Source organism: Bradyrhizobium sp. CCGUVB23 (assembly GCF_024199885.1).
Taxonomy (GTDB): domain Bacteria; phylum Pseudomonadota; class Alphaproteobacteria; order Rhizobiales; family Xanthobacteraceae; genus Bradyrhizobium.
This window is the reverse complement of sequence record NZ_JANADQ010000001.1, coordinates 8,151,894-8,165,790: the sequence shown is the minus strand read 5'-3', so window position 1 is coordinate 8,165,790 and position 13,897 is coordinate 8,151,894. Positions and strand designations below refer to the sequence as shown.

Below are 13,897 nucleotides of genomic sequence, written 5' to 3'. Positions count from 1 at the left end.
GGCGGCAGAGACGAGCGACCCCTCTGCGGATCAGGCACCGTAGCTCGCCTCGACAAGCCCGCCCTCCTCGTCCGCTGGGCTTCGGCGTGGCAGCCTGCCTCGCTGCGCGAGCGAAGGCTGGTGGGCGGTCACGGATTCGAACCGCGGACCCTCTCGGTGTAAACGAGATGCTCTAACCAGCTGAGCTAACCGCCCCTCGCCGCCTCTTTAGCCCCAGGCCCCCCGGAGGGGCAAGGGCCGAACGTCAACGCATATCAATCAATCCCTCGGCCGTCCCGGCAGCCCCGGCACGGCGTCGATCCACACCGCCGCCGATTGGCACCAGATCTGGCGGCTGGGCCGCAAGGCCTCGCGCTGGCGGATGCTACCCCAGCGGATGCCCCAATCGTCGGCTTCCGTGCCCTCGCCGCTGGTGAACAGCGGGGAGCCGCAGTCGCCGCAGAAATGCTGGAAGCGCATCCGGCCGTTGTCGCCGCGCTTGCCATAGACCCTGGGCTTTCCGCCGGTCAGCCGGATGGTTTGCCCGGAGCAGATCGCGGTCACCCGAAAGGGAGACCCGGTCAGCGTCTGGCAATCGGTGCAGTGGCACACCGAGACGGCCTCCGGATCGATCTCCGCCGCGTAGCTGACTCGTCCGCAATGGCATTGTCCGTCGATCTGCATGCCGCGCTCCCGAAACAAAAACGGCGCCCGAAGGCGCCGTTTTAACATCTTTGGCGGTCTCAGTGAGCGGTCAGGCCGCCGGCGGCTTCGTCACCGTCCGGCTTCACCGTCACCTTGGTATCCTCTTCCCAGACGATCGGCACCGGCTTCTTCACCAGCGCGCGGGCGACGACGTCGTCGAGCCGCGAGACCGGGACGATGTCCATGCCGCCCTTGATCGCATCGGAAATCTCCGTGAGATCCTTGGCGTTGTCCTCGGGGATCAGCACCGTCTTGATGCCGCCGCGGGCGGCAGCCAGGAGCTTCTCCTTCAGGCCGCCGATCGGCAGCACGCGGCCGCGCAGCGTGATCTCGCCGGTCATCGCGACATCGTGGCGGACCGGGATGCCGGTCATGACCGAGATGATCGCGGTGGCCATCGCCACGCCTGCGGACGGGCCGTCCTTGGGCGTAGCGCCCTCCGGCACGTGCACGTGGATGTCGCGCCGGTCGAACTGCGGCGGCTCGATGCCGTAGTTGATCGCCCGCGAGCGGACATAGGACGCCGCCGCCGAGATCGACTCCTTCATCACGTCGCGCAGATTGCCCGTGACCGTCATCTTGCCCTTGCCGGGCATCATGACGCCTTCGATCGTCAAGAGCTCGCCGCCGACGTCCGTCCAGGCAAGGCCGGTGACGATGCCGACCTGCGGCTCGCTCTCGATCTCGCCGAAGCGATACTTCGGCACGCCGAGGAACTCTTCCAGAGTCTTCTCGGTGACCTTGACCGACTTCTTCTTGGAGATCATCAGCTCCTTCACCGCCTTGCGGGCGAGTGTCGACAGCTCACGCTCAAGATTACGCACGCCCGCTTCGCGGGTATAGCGGCGGATCATCAGCAACAAGGCGTCGTCGTCGATCGACCATTCCTTGGAATCGAGGCCATGCTTGGCGATCGCGTTCGGGATCAGGTGCTTGCGCGCAATCTCGACCTTCTCGTTCTCGGTGTAGCCCGCGATCCGGATGATCTCCATGCGGTCCATCAGCGGCCCCGGAATATTGAGCGTATTCGCGGTCGTGATGAACATCACGTTGGAGAGATCGTAGTCGACCTCGAGATAGTGGTCGTTGAAGGTCGCGTTCTGCTCGGGGTCCAGGACCTCGAGCAGCGCCGAGGACGGATCGCCGCGGAAATCGGCGCCCATCTTGTCGATCTCGTCCAAGAGAAACAGCGGGTTGGACGACTTCGCCTTGCGCATCGACTGGATAATCTTGCCGGGCATCGAGCCGATATAGGTGCGGCGATGACCGCGGATCTCGGCCTCGTCGCGCACGCCGCCGAGCGAGACGCGCACGAATTCGCGCCCCGTCGCCTTGGCGATCGACTTGCCGAGCGAGGTCTTGCCGACGCCGGGAGGCCCGACCAGGCACAGGATCGGACCCGTGAGCTTATTGGCGCGCGACTGCACCGCAAGATACTCGACGATGCGGTCCTTGACCTTCTCGAGCCCGTAGTGATCGGCATCCAAAACGGCTTGCGCGGCCTCCAGGTCCTTCTTGACCTTGGACTTCTTGTTCCACGGGATCGACAGCAGCCAATCCAGATAGTTTCGCACCACCGTCGCTTCCGCGGACATCGGCGACATCTGGCGCAGCTTCTTCAGCTCGTGCTGCGCCTTCTCGCGCGCTTCCTTCGACAGCTTGGTCTTGGAGATCTTCTCTTCGAGATCAGCGAGCTCATCGCGACCATCGTCGTCGCCGAGCTCCTTCTGAATCGCCTTCATCTGCTCGTTGAGATAGTACTCGCGCTGGGTCTTCTCCATCTGGCGCTTGACGCGCGAGCGGATGCGCTTCTCGACCTGCAGCACCGAGATCTCGCTCTCCATCAGCCCCAGCACCTTCTCCAGGCGCGAGGTAACGGACAGCGTCTCCAGGATTCCTTGGCGATCCGCGATCTTGACCGCGAGATGCGAGGCAACGGTGTCGGCGAGCTTGGCGAAATCGGTGATCGCCTGCACGACGCCGACGACCTCGGCCGAGATCTTCTTGTTGAGCTTCACATAGCTCTCGAAGTCGGACACGACCGAGCGCGCCAGCGCTTCGGCCTCGACCGATTTCGCATCGGTGTCGGCGAGCGCAACGGCGGTTGCTTCATAATAGTCGGCGCGATCGGTATACTTCTCCACGCGCGCGCGCTCGAGCCCTTCGACCAGCACCTTCACGGTGCCGTCGGGAAGCTTCAGGAGCTGCAACACGCTGGCGAGCGTACCGGTCTCGTAAATCGCATCGGGCGCCGGATCATCGTCGGACGCGTTCTTCTGCGTCGCGAGCATGATCAGCGCGTCGTTCTTCATCACCTCTTCGAGCGCGCGGATCGATTTCTCGCGACCAACGAAGAGCGGCACGATCATGTGCGGGAAGACGACGATATCGCGCAGCGGAAGCACGGGATAAGCGTGCGCCTCGCCGTGAACGATGGTTGGCCGGGGTTTGGGACTGGTCATGGCCTTTTCCTTTTGCTTTGCCCCCTTGCACGCAGCCCGCTGTAGCTAGCGCAACCGCCACAAGGTGCCGAGGTGATCCGCAAAACCAGTAGGCCCTTAAGCTTGGACCGGCCTTGCCAGATCGAAGTGAGGCGAATCTTGAAGAGAATTCCTGCTCGCCGTTGACACTAAGGTGGCTATCGACCCGGGGGGTGTCAAGCCATTGAAAAATGCGCGCCATTCGGCGCTTACGCACGCGGGACGAGCGACGCAACACCGGCTGCGGATACACGTTCCGCAGCCGTCAATTCGAGAGGTTCGAAGGCTCAGACCAGCGCCGTTCAGGCACTGGCATTCTCAACCGCGCGATCGGAGCGATCGGCGTAGATGTAGAGCGGGCGCGCCGTGCCTTCCACGACCTCGCGGGAGATCACGACCTCTTCCACACCTTCCAGGCCCGGCAGATCGAACATGGTCTCGAGCAGGATCGCCTCGAGGATCGAGCGCAGTCCGCGCGCGCCGGTCTTGCGCTCGATCGCCTTGCGGGCAACCGCGCCAAGCGCCTCGTCGGCGAAGGTCAGCTCGATGTTCTCCATCTCGAACAGGCGCTGGTACTGCTTGACCAGTGCATTCTTCGGATCGGTCAGGATCTTCTTCAGCGAGGTCTCGTCGAGGTCCTCGAGCGTCGCAACGACCGGCAGACGGCCGACGAACTCGGGGATGAGGCCGTACTTCAGGAGATCCTCGGGCTCGACGTGGCGGAAGATCTCGCCGGTGCGGCGGTCTTCCGGTGCCATCACCGAGGCACCGAAGCCGATCGAGGTCGACCGGCCGCGCGCCGAGATGATCTTCTCGAGGCCCGAGAAGGCGCCGCCGCAGATGAACAGGATGTTGGTGGTGTCCACTTGCAGGAACTCCTGCTGCGGATGCTTGCGGCCGCCCTGCGGCGGGACCGAAGCCACCGTGCCTTCCATGATCTTCAGCAGTGCCTGCTGCACGCCCTCGCCCGACACGTCGCGGGTGATCGAGGGGTTGTCGGACTTGCGGCTGATCTTGTCGATCTCGTCGATGTAGACGATGCCGCGCTGCGCGCGCTCGACATTGTAGTCGGCGGCCTGGAGCAGCTTCAGGATGATGTTCTCGACGTCCTCACCGACGTAGCCGGCTTCGGTCAGCGTCGTCGCGTCGGCCATCGTGAAGGGCACGTCCAGAATGCGGGCGAGCGTCTGCGCGAGCAGCGTCTTGCCCGAGCCGGTCGGACCGATCAGCAGGATGTTCGACTTCGCGAGTTCGACGTCGTTGTGCTTGGTCTGGTGGTTGAGGCGCTTGTAGTGATTGTGCACCGCGACCGACAGGACCTTCTTCGCATGGCTCTGGCCGATCACGTAGTCGTCCAGCACCTTGCAGATTTCCTTCGGCGTCGGAATACCGTCGCGCGACTTCACCAGCGAGGACTTGTTCTCCTCACGGATGATGTCCATGCAGAGCTCGACGCACTCGTCGCAGATGAAGACCGTGGGACCCGCGATCAGTTTGCGGACTTCGTGCTGGCTCTTGCCGCAGAACGAGCAATACAGCGTGTTCTTGGAGTCGCTCGTGCCGACCTTACTCATTCATGTCTCCGTCCGCGGTTCGATCCCGTCCGCTCGATCGCTCCATTCCGGCACGACAGCCGGCATAGAGTTCAAATAGAGCAAATTCCGTACCAAAAAAGACCCTACGCGTTACATCCCGTGCGAATCACGGTCACTCGATTCTCCCGCGATCTTAGCCCATCAGTCGTAGCCAACCATGCTGTCACCCGACTATCAAGAATTCGCTAATCGGGGGTCGCCGGCTGCCCGTTACAATACCGTGATTTCACGTCTTGGCACGGGAGAACTGACCGAAATCACGCGGGCGTTGCCGGATTACCACGAAAGAACCAGCACGAAAGCGGAACTTTTCGCCTGTCGCAGGGCGCAAACCTGTTTTTTGCGCCGCGCGAACGCGCCGTTAACGTGAAGGCCGCCCTGACGATCCCAAGTAATCCCCGGGATCGCCGTTACCATATCGGTAGTGCTACGGGGCTTTCGGCGGCGCCGGATCCTCGGCGCGCTTGTCGATCACCTTGTCGACAAGGCCAAATTCCTTGGCGTCGTTTGCCGTGAGGAACTTGTCGCGTTCCAGCGCATCCTCGATCGACTTGTAGGTCTGACCGGTGTGCTTGACGTAGATCTCGTTGAGCCGCTTTTTCAGGTTCAGGATTTCCTGCGCGTGCAGCATGATGTCGGTGGCCTGGCCTTGGAAGCCGCCGGAGGGCTGGTGCACCATGATGCGCGCGTTCGGCAGCGAGAAGCGCATGTCCTTCTCGCCGGCGGCGAGCAGCAGCGAGCCCATCGAGGCCGCCTGTCCCGTGCAGAGCGTGGAGACCGGCGGGCGGATGAACTGCATGGTGTCGTAGATCGCAAGGCCCGACGTCACCACACCACCCGGCGAGTTGATGTACATCGAGATTTCCTTCTTCGGATTCTCGGCTTCGAGGAACAGAAGCTGCGCGACGATCAGCGTCGACATGCCGTCCTCGACCGGTCCGGTCACGAAGATGATGCGCTCTTTCAACAGGCGCGAGAAGATGTCGTAGGCGCGCTCGCCACGGTTGGTCTGCTCGACCACCATGGGCACGAGGTTCATGTAGGTTTCAACCGGATCGCGCATGAGTCACCTAGGTTCTTTGGAGGCGGACATCCTTGCGGCAAGGCAGTCTTGGCTGGAATTGCCGAGCTCGGATGGACGTCCCGTGATGCAGGACTTGGGTAGGTAGCGACAGATATAGCCCAATTCGCTCCACACAAGCCCGGAGCGAATTAAGGCTTAATCCGACAAACCTGTTGAAGCTGATTCGCGGAAACAGGCCCAGCCGGCCACTTGGCTAGCGCGCCCGCTTCCGCCGATCATCCTTAACAGACGGCTTTCTTGCGAAGCCCTAAGCGGCGGTCTTGTCCGCCTCGTCATCCTTGTAGAGCTCCTCGCGCGAGACCTTCTTCTCGGTCACGTTGGCGAGCTCGAGGATGAAGTCGACCACCTTGTCCTCATAGATCGGTGCACGAAGCTGGGCCAGCGCGTTGGCATTGTTGCGGTAATAGTCCCAGACTTCCTTCTCACGGCCCGGCACCTGGCGCGCGCGCTCGATCACTGCGCGACCCACCTCGTCATCGGTCACGGTGATCTTGTTCTTCTCGCCGATCTCCGACAGCACGAGGCCGAGGCGCACGCGGCGATCGGCGATCTTGCGATACTCGTCCCTCGCCTTCTCCTCGGTGGTGTCCTCGTCGGCAAAGGTCTTGCCGGCAGAGTCCATCTCGGCCTTGACCGAGTTCCACATCAGATTGAACTCCTCGTCGATCAGCGAGGGAGGCGCATCGAAGCGATGCGCCTCGTCGAGACGATCGAGCAGCGCACGCTTGACGCGCTGACGCGTCGTGGTGGCGAACTCGGCCACCAGCCGCTCGCGCGCGGCTTCCTTCAGCTTGTCCAGCGATTCAAGGCCGAGCGACTTGGCAAACTCGTCGTCGATCTTGGTATCCTGCGGCGCCTCGACCAGCGTTGCGGTGGTCTCGAACTCGGCGTCTTTTCCCGCGAGCTTCTCGCTCATGTAGTTCTTCGGGAACGACGCCTTCACCGTGCGGGTCTCGCCCGCGCCGATGCCGATGAGCTGATCCTCGAAGCCGGGGATGAAAGTGTTGGAGCCGATCTGGACCTGAATGCCCTCGCCGGTGCCGCCCTCGAACGCTTCGCCGTTGATGGTGCCCTTGAAGCTGACGGTGACGCGATCGCCGGAGGCCGCCTTGGCGCCCTCACCCTTGTCGCTGTAGCCGCGGTTGTTGTCGGCGATGCGCTTGATGGCCTCGTCGACCTCGACGTCGGTGACGTCGGCGACCGGCTTCTCGACCTGGAAGCTCTTGAAGTCGGCAAGCTGGATCGGCGGCACCACTTCGATCGCGACCGTGTAGGTCAGGTCGGACTTGCCGGAGAGCAATTCCTCGACCTCTTTCTGCTCGGTCGGCATGGTGATCTTCGGCTCGGTCGCAAGGCGGAAGCCACGCTCCTGGAAGATCTGCGTGTTGGTGTCGCGAATGGTCTGGTCGATAGTCTCGGCCATCACCGAACGGCCATAGACCTTCTTCAGGTGAGCCACCGGCACCTTGCCGGGACGGAAGCCGTTGAGGCGCACCTTGTCCTTGAGGTCGACGAGCTTGGCGTCGGCCTTGGCATCGAGATCAGACGCGGCAACGCTGATCTTGAACTCGTGCTTCAATCCTTCCGAGAGGGTCTCTGTGACCTGCATGGCGTCCAATCTTCTTCTCGCTTCGTCACGGCGCTTGCCGCCGCGACATTTGTCATCAATCGATCCGGCGCGCGGGCAAAACGCCTTTGCGCCGGTGGTTCATCGGACCTACCTCCTCGGGACAAAACGTCCATGAGGAACGAGGTCCTGCAGTAATCCGTGCAAACGCTGAAAGCGCTTGGTGCGGGCGGAGGGACTCGAACCCCCACAACTTTCGTCACTGGAACCTAAATCCAGCGCGTCTACCAGTTCCGCCACGCCCGCGTGAATTTGCATCAAGACCGGCCGCGATGCCGCGGGCGGCCGGGCTTATAGCATGTGCCCGCCTGTTCGCAGCAAAAAAATGGCCGTGTGGACGCCCCCTTCAGATAGGCGCGACGGCTGGACTTATCCAGCGCGGCGTGGTCCGCATCGCCCTCATGACGAAACGATTTTTTGCCCCCACCCGACGCGAGGTTTTGGCCGGCCTGGCGGCCTCGGCGGCGGGTCTGGCCGGGGGCGGCGCGATGCCGCCGGCAGCCACCCGCCTCCCACTCCAGGCGCGGCCTGCGACCCTGGCTCTAAGGCCGGGACAGCCGGCTACACCGATCTGGGAGCTGGTGGCGCCAAGTACTGCCCGTGACGTCCGTCTCAAGCGCGGCGAACGCTGCGAAGTGACTTTGCGGAACGATCTACCTGTCCCGGTTGCCCCCGTCTGGCACGGCCTCGACGGCGCGGCGGCTGCCGAGCCGTTGCTGGGCCGCGCTCCTGTGGGCCCAGGCGTGACGGAAACATCAATTATTTCAATGCCTCACGCCGGGGCCCTGCTGGCCGACCTCAGCCTGCTCGAGGAGGGCCTGAAGCGGCCCGTCCGGCCGCTCCCGATCATCGTCGAGGAAGCCGACCAAGTCGCCGTGGATCGTGATGAAGTGCTGTTGATCGAGGAATGGCGCCTGCGGCCGGATGGGACCGCGATCGCCCCGGGCACCGATCCCAGAGAGACGACGCCGCTCTATACCATCAACGGGCGGACTTCATTCGAGCTCTCAGCCTCTGGCAATCAGCGGCTGCGGCTGCGCTTTATCAACGGCTCCCAACGTACTGTCCTGGCGATCAAACTGGAAAACCACGACGTCCGCGTGATGGCCATGGACGGACAGCCTGCCGAGCCCTTCCTGGCGCGCAACGGTGCGCTGGTGCTCGCCCCCGGCGCGCGGGCCGACGCATTTGTGGATACGGCCACATCGGCCTCATTCCTGCTGCATGACGGCAAGGAGGCGCGCCAGGTCGGGACCCTCGCGATCACCGGCTGGTTCGATCGGCGCGCGCCGCTCCTGCCGCCACCACCGCTCCCCTCGAATGACCTTCCCGTCCAGCTCGATCTGAAGGGCGGCTTGCGGTTCGATGTCGCGCTCGGCGCCCCTGACGCCGGCTGGACCCGCCCTGCAAGCTTCTCCGCCTCCTCCACCCCCGCCTTTCGGGCCAAGACCGGTCGCACTGTCGTGCTGGCCTTGAAGAACTCTGCCCCCGTCACCACCGCCTTCCACCTGCATGGCCATCATTTCCGCCTGCTCGACAGGCTCGACGACGGCTGGAAACCGTACTGGCTCGACACGCTCGCAATCGAGCCGGGCCAAACCCAGCGCATCGCGTTCGCGGCGACCTACCCTAGAAGCTGGCTGATCGAGTCCGTCGCGACCGATTGGGCCGCGCCACGGCTCGTGCGCTGGTTCGCGGTGGAGTGAATGCCCTACCGGCGCCTCCAGACGTAGCGAGCGTCCGGCTCTTTCTCCTCATTCCTTGTCCCGTCGGTCTCCTCGACCAGCTCGAACCCGCGGAACTCATAGAAGCGTCGAGCCCGGCCATTGCGCTGGAAGGTCCAGAGCTGCAACTGTTCGAAGGCGCTCTTGGCGACATGAAGCAACTCGCTGCCGACGCCGTGACCTTGCGCGTCGGGCAGCACGTAGAGTTGTTCGATCCAGCCGTCGCGGAAAGCGATGATTCCGCTCAACGCGAGGTCGTCAATGCGCCCCCACAGGCGGCACGTCGCGAAAACCCGCTCGCGATAAAACCAGCGGTCCTCGTCGGGCGTGTGCAGCCCGACCAGCCACGGCATCGCATGGTCAAAGGCGACGCGATGAACCCGCGCAGCTGCGTCCATATCAGCGAGCGCGAGCTGTCTGAGCACTAGTACTCCACTCCCAAAGCATCATAGATCCGCCGGTGCACGGCCGGCAGCGTCTCGGTCAGGTCCTCCGCGATCAGTCCCGGGCCCGCTTCGCCCGCCGCCTCGCCATGCATCCAGACACCGATGCTCGCAGCCTCAAAGGCCGGCACGCCCTGCGCCAGGAGGCCCGCGATGATGCCTGAGAGCACGTCGCCGGCACCGGCCGTCGCGAGCCAGGGCGGCGCGTTGGCGGCGATGGTGGCGCGGCCATCGGGCGCGGCAATGGTGGTGTCCGGTCCCTTCAGAAGCACGACTGCGCCGCAGCGCTCGGCGGCGGCACGGACGCGCTCGAGCTTTGAGCGGCCGGGATGCTTGTTGCTGAGGTCGGAGAACAGGCGCGGAAACTCGCCCTCATGCGGCGTCAGCACGACCTCGCTGTCGTGCGACGACTTGATCGATTCAAAGAGCCGTTCGGGATTGGCGGCAAAGCTCGTCAGCGCATCCGCATCGAGCACGAGATGCCGTTGCTCCGTGAGCGCGGTATGGACGAAGTCGCAGGTGCGCGTCCCAGTGCCGGTGCCCGGACCAATAATGCAGGTATTGTAGCGCTTGTCGGAGAGGAGCTCGCCGAATTCGATCGCGGTGTCGACCGGGCGGACCATCACCGCCGTCAGCGCGCCCGCATTGATCGCGAGCGCATCGCGCGGGCTAGCCAGGGTTACGAGCCCTGCGCCGGCACGCAGTGCGCCACGTGCGGCAAGACGCGCAGCGCCGGTTGCTGCGGCATCACCGGATACCGCGAGCACGTGGCCTCGCGCGTATTTGTGGCCGTCGATCCGCGGCACCGGAAAAGTCGCCCCCCAAAAGTCCGGATCGTTCTCGAAAAGCTGCGGCTTGATCTCTTCGAGCACCTCGCTGCCGATGCCGATGTCGGCGACGCGCACGCGGCCGCAATGGATCCGGCCGGGCAACAGAAGATGCGCGGGCTTCTTGCGGAAGAAGGTGATGGTCTCCGTGGCGTTCACCGCAACGCCCATCACGCTTGCGCTGGTGCCGTTGATGCCGCTCGGCAGATCGACGGCCAGCACCGGCGCGCCATTGGCGTTGATCGCCTCGATCATCTCGCGCGCCTCGCCTTCGAGCGGACGGCTGAGGCCGGCGCCGAACAGCGCATCGATGATCAGCGCGGGCTTGCCGATCGCCTGCGGATTGAACGGCAAGAGCGGATGCTTCCAGCCGCGCGCGGCGGAGGCCGCATCGCCCTGGAGCTGGTCGCGCTCGCACATCAGGATGACGGAGACCTCGCGCCCCTGGGCTGCGAGCTCGGCTGCGGCGACAAAGCCGTCGCCGCCATTGTTGCCGGGACCGGCGACCATCAGGATCGGCCCCTCCTCCGCCAGCGCGGCCGCGGCTTCGGCGACCGCCTGTCCGGCGCTCAGCATCAGCTTGAAACCGGGCGTGCCGGCCGCGATGGTGAGCTGGTCGGCCCGCTGCATTTCAGCGTTGGTCAGTACTTCCATGCCACTTCCCTGGTACAAACGCCTTTTCAACAGGCAGTTTCCGCGCCGATCTCGGGTCAAAACCCACAATCTGCACATAGATTGAACCGTTTGCCTATTTCGTAGTCTTCGCTATTTTGGGCTGGTTGGTCCCACCTATCCGAGATGCTCGTTAAAAGGCTGATAACGCTCCAAAAATCAGGGCATTTGCAACTTGGCATAGACCCTGCTTTCGAGGAAGCCGCTTCGGTTCGTCGTGCTCACTGGCATTCATCAGGGTGTGACCGGCCGCCGCCCGGGCTGGTCAGGCAGCTTGGGACAGCGAGGACAACTTCGCGCGAAGACAAAGCGCATCCTGACGAAGACGTTGCTATTTGATCGAAAGGCCGGGAGGCGCGCAGTGAAGAAAATCGAAGCCATCATCAAGCCATTCAAGCTCGACGAGGTGAAAGAGGCGCTCCAGGAAGTCGGACTGCAGGGCATTACCGTCACCGAGGCCAAGGGCTTCGGACGCCAGAAAGGTCATGCCGAACTTTACCGCGGCGCAGAATACATCGTGGACTTCCTGCCCAAGGTCAAAATCGAAATCGTGATCGGCGACGACCTGGTCGAGCGCGCGATCGACGCGATCCGCCGAGCGGCACAGACCGGGCGCATCGGCGACGGCAAGATCTTCGTCTCCAATATCGAAGAAGCGATCCGCATCCGAACCGGCGAATCCGGGCTGGACGCTATCTGAGCCGGGTGCTATCCCGAATTTTGCGACAATCTACCTAAGAAATAAGGCCGCCTCGGCGGCCTGATGTCGTTTGTGCACTCGCGCGCCTCAAGAAGCGAGAACAACGTCGCTCGTAGTCTGGAAACCGACCCGCAGAGCCAAAAGGGGTATGCATGAAGACCGCCAAAGACGTCCTGAAAGCGATCAAGGATAACGACGTCAAATACGTCGACCTCCGTTTCACCGATCCGCGCGGCAAGTGGCAGCACGTGACCTTCGACGTCGGCATGATCGAAGAGGACACCTTCGCCGAGGGCCAGATGTTCGACGGTTCCTCGATCGCCGGCTGGAAGGCGATCAACGAATCCGACATGTGCCTGATGCCCGATCCGGTCACCGCGACGATCGATCCGTTCTTCGCAGAGACCACCATGGTCATCGTCTGTGACGTGCTCGAGCCGACCACCGGCGAGCCCTACAACCGCGATCCTCGCGGCATCGCCAAGAAGGCCGAAGCGATGGTGAAGTCGATGGGCATCGGCGACGCCGTCTATGTCGGCCCCGAGGCCGAATTCTTCGTGTTCGACGACGTGCGCTATTCGGCGCAGCCTTACAGCACCGGTTTCCGGCTCGACTCCGCGGAGTTCCCCACCAACTCCGACACTGAATATGAGGGCGGCAATCTCGGCCACCGTATCCGCACCAAGGCCGGCTACTTCCCGGTGCCGCCGCAGGATTCGGTACAGGACATGCGCTCGGAGATGCTGGGCGCCATGGCCAAGATGGGCGTGAAGGTCGAAAAGCATCACCACGAGGTCGCTTCCGCCCAGCACGAGCTCGGCATGAAGTTCGACACGCTGACGCTGATGGCCGACCACCTGCAGATCTACAAATACTGCATCCACCAGGTCGCGCACATCTACGGCAAGACCGCCACTTTCATGCCGAAGCCGGTGTACGGGGACAACGGCTCGGGCATGCACGTTCACCAGTCGATCTGGAAGGACGGCAAGCCGGTGTTCGCGGGCAACAAGTATTCCGACCTGTCGGAGACCTGCCTGTCCTACATCGCCGGCATCATCAAGCACGCCAAGGCGATCAACGCCTTCACCAACCCAACGACCAACTCCTACAAGCGCCTGGTCCCGGGATATGAAGCGCCGGTGCTGCTCGCCTACTCCGCGCGCAACCGCTCGGCCTCCTGCCGTATCCCGTACACGGCTTCGCCCAAGGCCAAGCGCGTCGAGGTGCGCTTCCCCGATCCGCTCGCCAACCCCTATCTCGGCTTCGCCGCGATGCTGATGGCGGGTCTCGACGGCGTGAAGAACAAGCTCGATCCGGGCCCGGCGATGGACAAGGATCTCTATGATCTTCCGAAGGAAGAACTCAAGCAGATCCCGACCGTATGCGGCTCGCTCCGCGAGGCGCTCGAAAACCTCGACAAGGACCGTGCCTTCCTGAAGGCCGGCGGCGTGTTCGACGACGACTTCATCGACAGCTACATCGAGCTGAAGATGACCGAAGTCGAGCGCTTCGAAATGACCCCGCACCCGGTCGAGTTCGAAATGTACTACTCGGGCTGATCGGCCCCGGACGACGACAAACGAAAGGCGCTCCGCAAGGGGCGCCTTTTTGTTTGTGCGGTCGATCATCGGTGGGATGGGTAGAACGAAACCTATCGCGGTCGCGAGGCATTTTCGCTCAGCCGGGGAGATCAACGATGAATAAGTCCGCTCGTCTCTGCGTTTCGCTGCTCGCCCTCGTGACCGCCCCGGCTTTCGCCGGTGTGCGCACGACGTCGAAGTCCACAGCAGAGGATTGCAAGGCGAGGATGCAACGGCTCGATGCCTCGAAGGCCGAGGGCGAGGAGCGCCTGGCCGAGAAGAACGAAGTGATCGCGTTCTGCACCAGCCAGTACAAGCGCGACAAGACAATCGGTCAACTGGTGGCGGAATGCACGAAGTACGAGGAGCAGCCGGTGGTCAAGCAGCAGTTCGTCGCCGAGTGCCAGCTCGCGGCATTCAACTATGCCAATGCTTTGCGCAGCCTGAAGGCGCAGTACCGCAAGTAGTCCAGTCCGTA

General features: G+C 63.3%; 11 protein-coding genes and 2 tRNA genes. 4 read left to right on the top strand and 9 right to left on the bottom strand.

Going from position 1 to position 13,897, the window contains the following annotated elements:
- Nucleotides 1-118: 118 nt before the first annotated feature.
- The 7 genes from NLN62_RS38040 to NLN62_RS38010 form a co-directional block, all read right to left on the bottom strand.
- Nucleotides 119-195, bottom strand: a tRNA-Val gene (locus tag NLN62_RS38040).
- Nucleotides 196-258: 63 nt separating this feature from the next.
- On the bottom strand, nt 259-663 hold the full coding sequence (locus NLN62_RS38035; RefSeq protein WP_027527444.1) for a GFA family protein: 405 nt from the start codon (nt 661-663) through the stop codon (nt 259-261).
- Between the two features lie 59 nt (nt 664-722).
- The gene (gene lon, locus NLN62_RS38030) at nt 723-3,146 is read right to left on the bottom strand and encodes an endopeptidase La (protein WP_027527445.1); all 2,424 of its coding nucleotides are present in this window, start codon (nt 3,144-3,146) and stop codon (nt 723-725) included.
- 320 nt (nt 3,147-3,466) lie between these two features.
- Nucleotides 3,467-4,738, bottom strand: coding sequence for an ATP-dependent Clp protease ATP-binding subunit ClpX (clpX, locus tag NLN62_RS38025; RefSeq protein WP_254095610.1), 1,272 nt, complete (start codon nt 4,736-4,738; stop codon nt 3,467-3,469).
- A gap of 448 nt (nt 4,739-5,186) precedes the next feature.
- Nucleotides 5,187-5,822, bottom strand: coding sequence for an ATP-dependent Clp protease proteolytic subunit (locus NLN62_RS38020; protein WP_027522840.1), 636 nt, complete (start codon nt 5,820-5,822; stop codon nt 5,187-5,189).
- A gap of 268 nt (nt 5,823-6,090) precedes the next feature.
- Entirely contained in the window at nt 6,091-7,452 is a 1,362-nt protein-coding gene (tig, locus tag NLN62_RS38015; RefSeq protein ID WP_027522841.1) for a trigger factor, read from the bottom strand.
- 179 nt (nt 7,453-7,631) lie between these two features.
- A tRNA-Leu gene (locus tag NLN62_RS38010) sits at nt 7,632-7,716 on the bottom strand.
- A gap of 155 nt (nt 7,717-7,871) precedes the next feature.
- Between NLN62_RS38010 and NLN62_RS38005 the strand changes: the two genes are divergently transcribed.
- Nucleotides 7,872-9,176 (top strand): multicopper oxidase family protein, encoded by a 1,305-nt coding sequence (locus NLN62_RS38005; protein WP_254113823.1) that lies wholly within the window; start codon nt 7,872-7,874, stop codon nt 9,174-9,176.
- A 5-nt stretch (nt 9,177-9,181) separates the two neighbouring features.
- Here the strand turns inward: NLN62_RS38005 and NLN62_RS38000 are convergent, their stop codons facing one another.
- Entirely contained in the window at nt 9,182-9,619 is a 438-nt protein-coding gene (locus NLN62_RS38000; RefSeq protein ID WP_254112151.1) for an N-acetyltransferase, read from the bottom strand.
- On the bottom strand, nt 9,619-11,118 hold the full coding sequence (locus NLN62_RS37995) for an NAD(P)H-hydrate dehydratase (protein ID WP_254112150.1): 1,500 nt from the start codon (nt 11,116-11,118) through the stop codon (nt 9,619-9,621). The genes NLN62_RS38000 and NLN62_RS37995 overlap by 1 nt, the downstream gene beginning before the upstream one ends.
- 379 nt (nt 11,119-11,497) lie before the next feature.
- On the opposite strand from NLN62_RS37995, the gene NLN62_RS37990 reads away from it, so the two are divergent.
- The 3 genes from NLN62_RS37990 to NLN62_RS37980 all read left to right on the top strand — a co-directional run bounded on the left by NLN62_RS37990 (nt 11,498) and on the right by NLN62_RS37980 (nt 13,886).
- Complete coding sequence (locus NLN62_RS37990; protein WP_007603495.1) at nt 11,498-11,836, top strand: P-II family nitrogen regulator; 339 nt, start codon at nt 11,498-11,500, stop codon at nt 11,834-11,836.
- Nucleotides 11,837-11,988: 152 nt separating this feature from the next.
- Entirely contained in the window at nt 11,989-13,398 is a 1,410-nt protein-coding gene (gene glnA / locus NLN62_RS37985) for a type I glutamate--ammonia ligase (protein WP_027522845.1), read from the top strand.
- Between the two features lie 137 nt (nt 13,399-13,535).
- Nucleotides 13,536-13,886 carry a hypothetical protein gene (locus NLN62_RS37980; RefSeq protein ID WP_254112149.1) on the top strand — a complete coding sequence of 117 codons (351 nt, stop codon included), beginning with the start codon at nt 13,536-13,538 and terminating at the stop codon, nt 13,884-13,886.
- Nucleotides 13,887-13,897 lie beyond the last annotated feature (11 nt).

What these genes read in the sequence shown, in the direction of transcription:
- NLN62_RS38035 (WP_027527444.1), bottom strand. Translation starts at nt 663, where the DNA reads ATGCAGATCGACGGACAATGCCATTGCGGACGAGTCAGCTACGCGGCG.
- lon (WP_027527445.1), bottom strand. Translation starts at nt 3,146, where the DNA reads ATGACCAGTCCCAAACCCCGGCCAACCATCGTTCACGGCGAGGCGCAC.
- clpX (WP_254095610.1), bottom strand. Translation starts at nt 4,738, where the DNA reads ATGAGTAAGGTCGGCACGAGCGACTCCAAGAACACGCTGTATTGCTCG.
- NLN62_RS38020 (WP_027522840.1), bottom strand. Translation starts at nt 5,822, where the DNA reads ATGCGCGATCCGGTTGAAACCTACATGAACCTCGTGCCCATGGTGGTC.
- tig (WP_027522841.1), bottom strand. Translation starts at nt 7,452, where the DNA reads ATGCAGGTCACAGAGACCCTCTCGGAAGGATTGAAGCACGAGTTCAAG.
- NLN62_RS38005 (WP_254113823.1), top strand. Translation starts at nt 7,872, where the DNA reads ATGACGAAACGATTTTTTGCCCCCACCCGACGCGAGGTTTTGGCCGGC.
- NLN62_RS37995 (WP_254112150.1), bottom strand. Translation starts at nt 11,118, where the DNA reads ATGGAAGTACTGACCAACGCTGAAATGCAGCGGGCCGACCAGCTCACC.
- glnA (WP_027522845.1), top strand. Translation starts at nt 11,989, where the DNA reads ATGAAGACCGCCAAAGACGTCCTGAAAGCGATCAAGGATAACGACGTC.
- NLN62_RS37980 (WP_254112149.1), top strand. Translation starts at nt 13,536, where the DNA reads ATGAATAAGTCCGCTCGTCTCTGCGTTTCGCTGCTCGCCCTCGTGACC.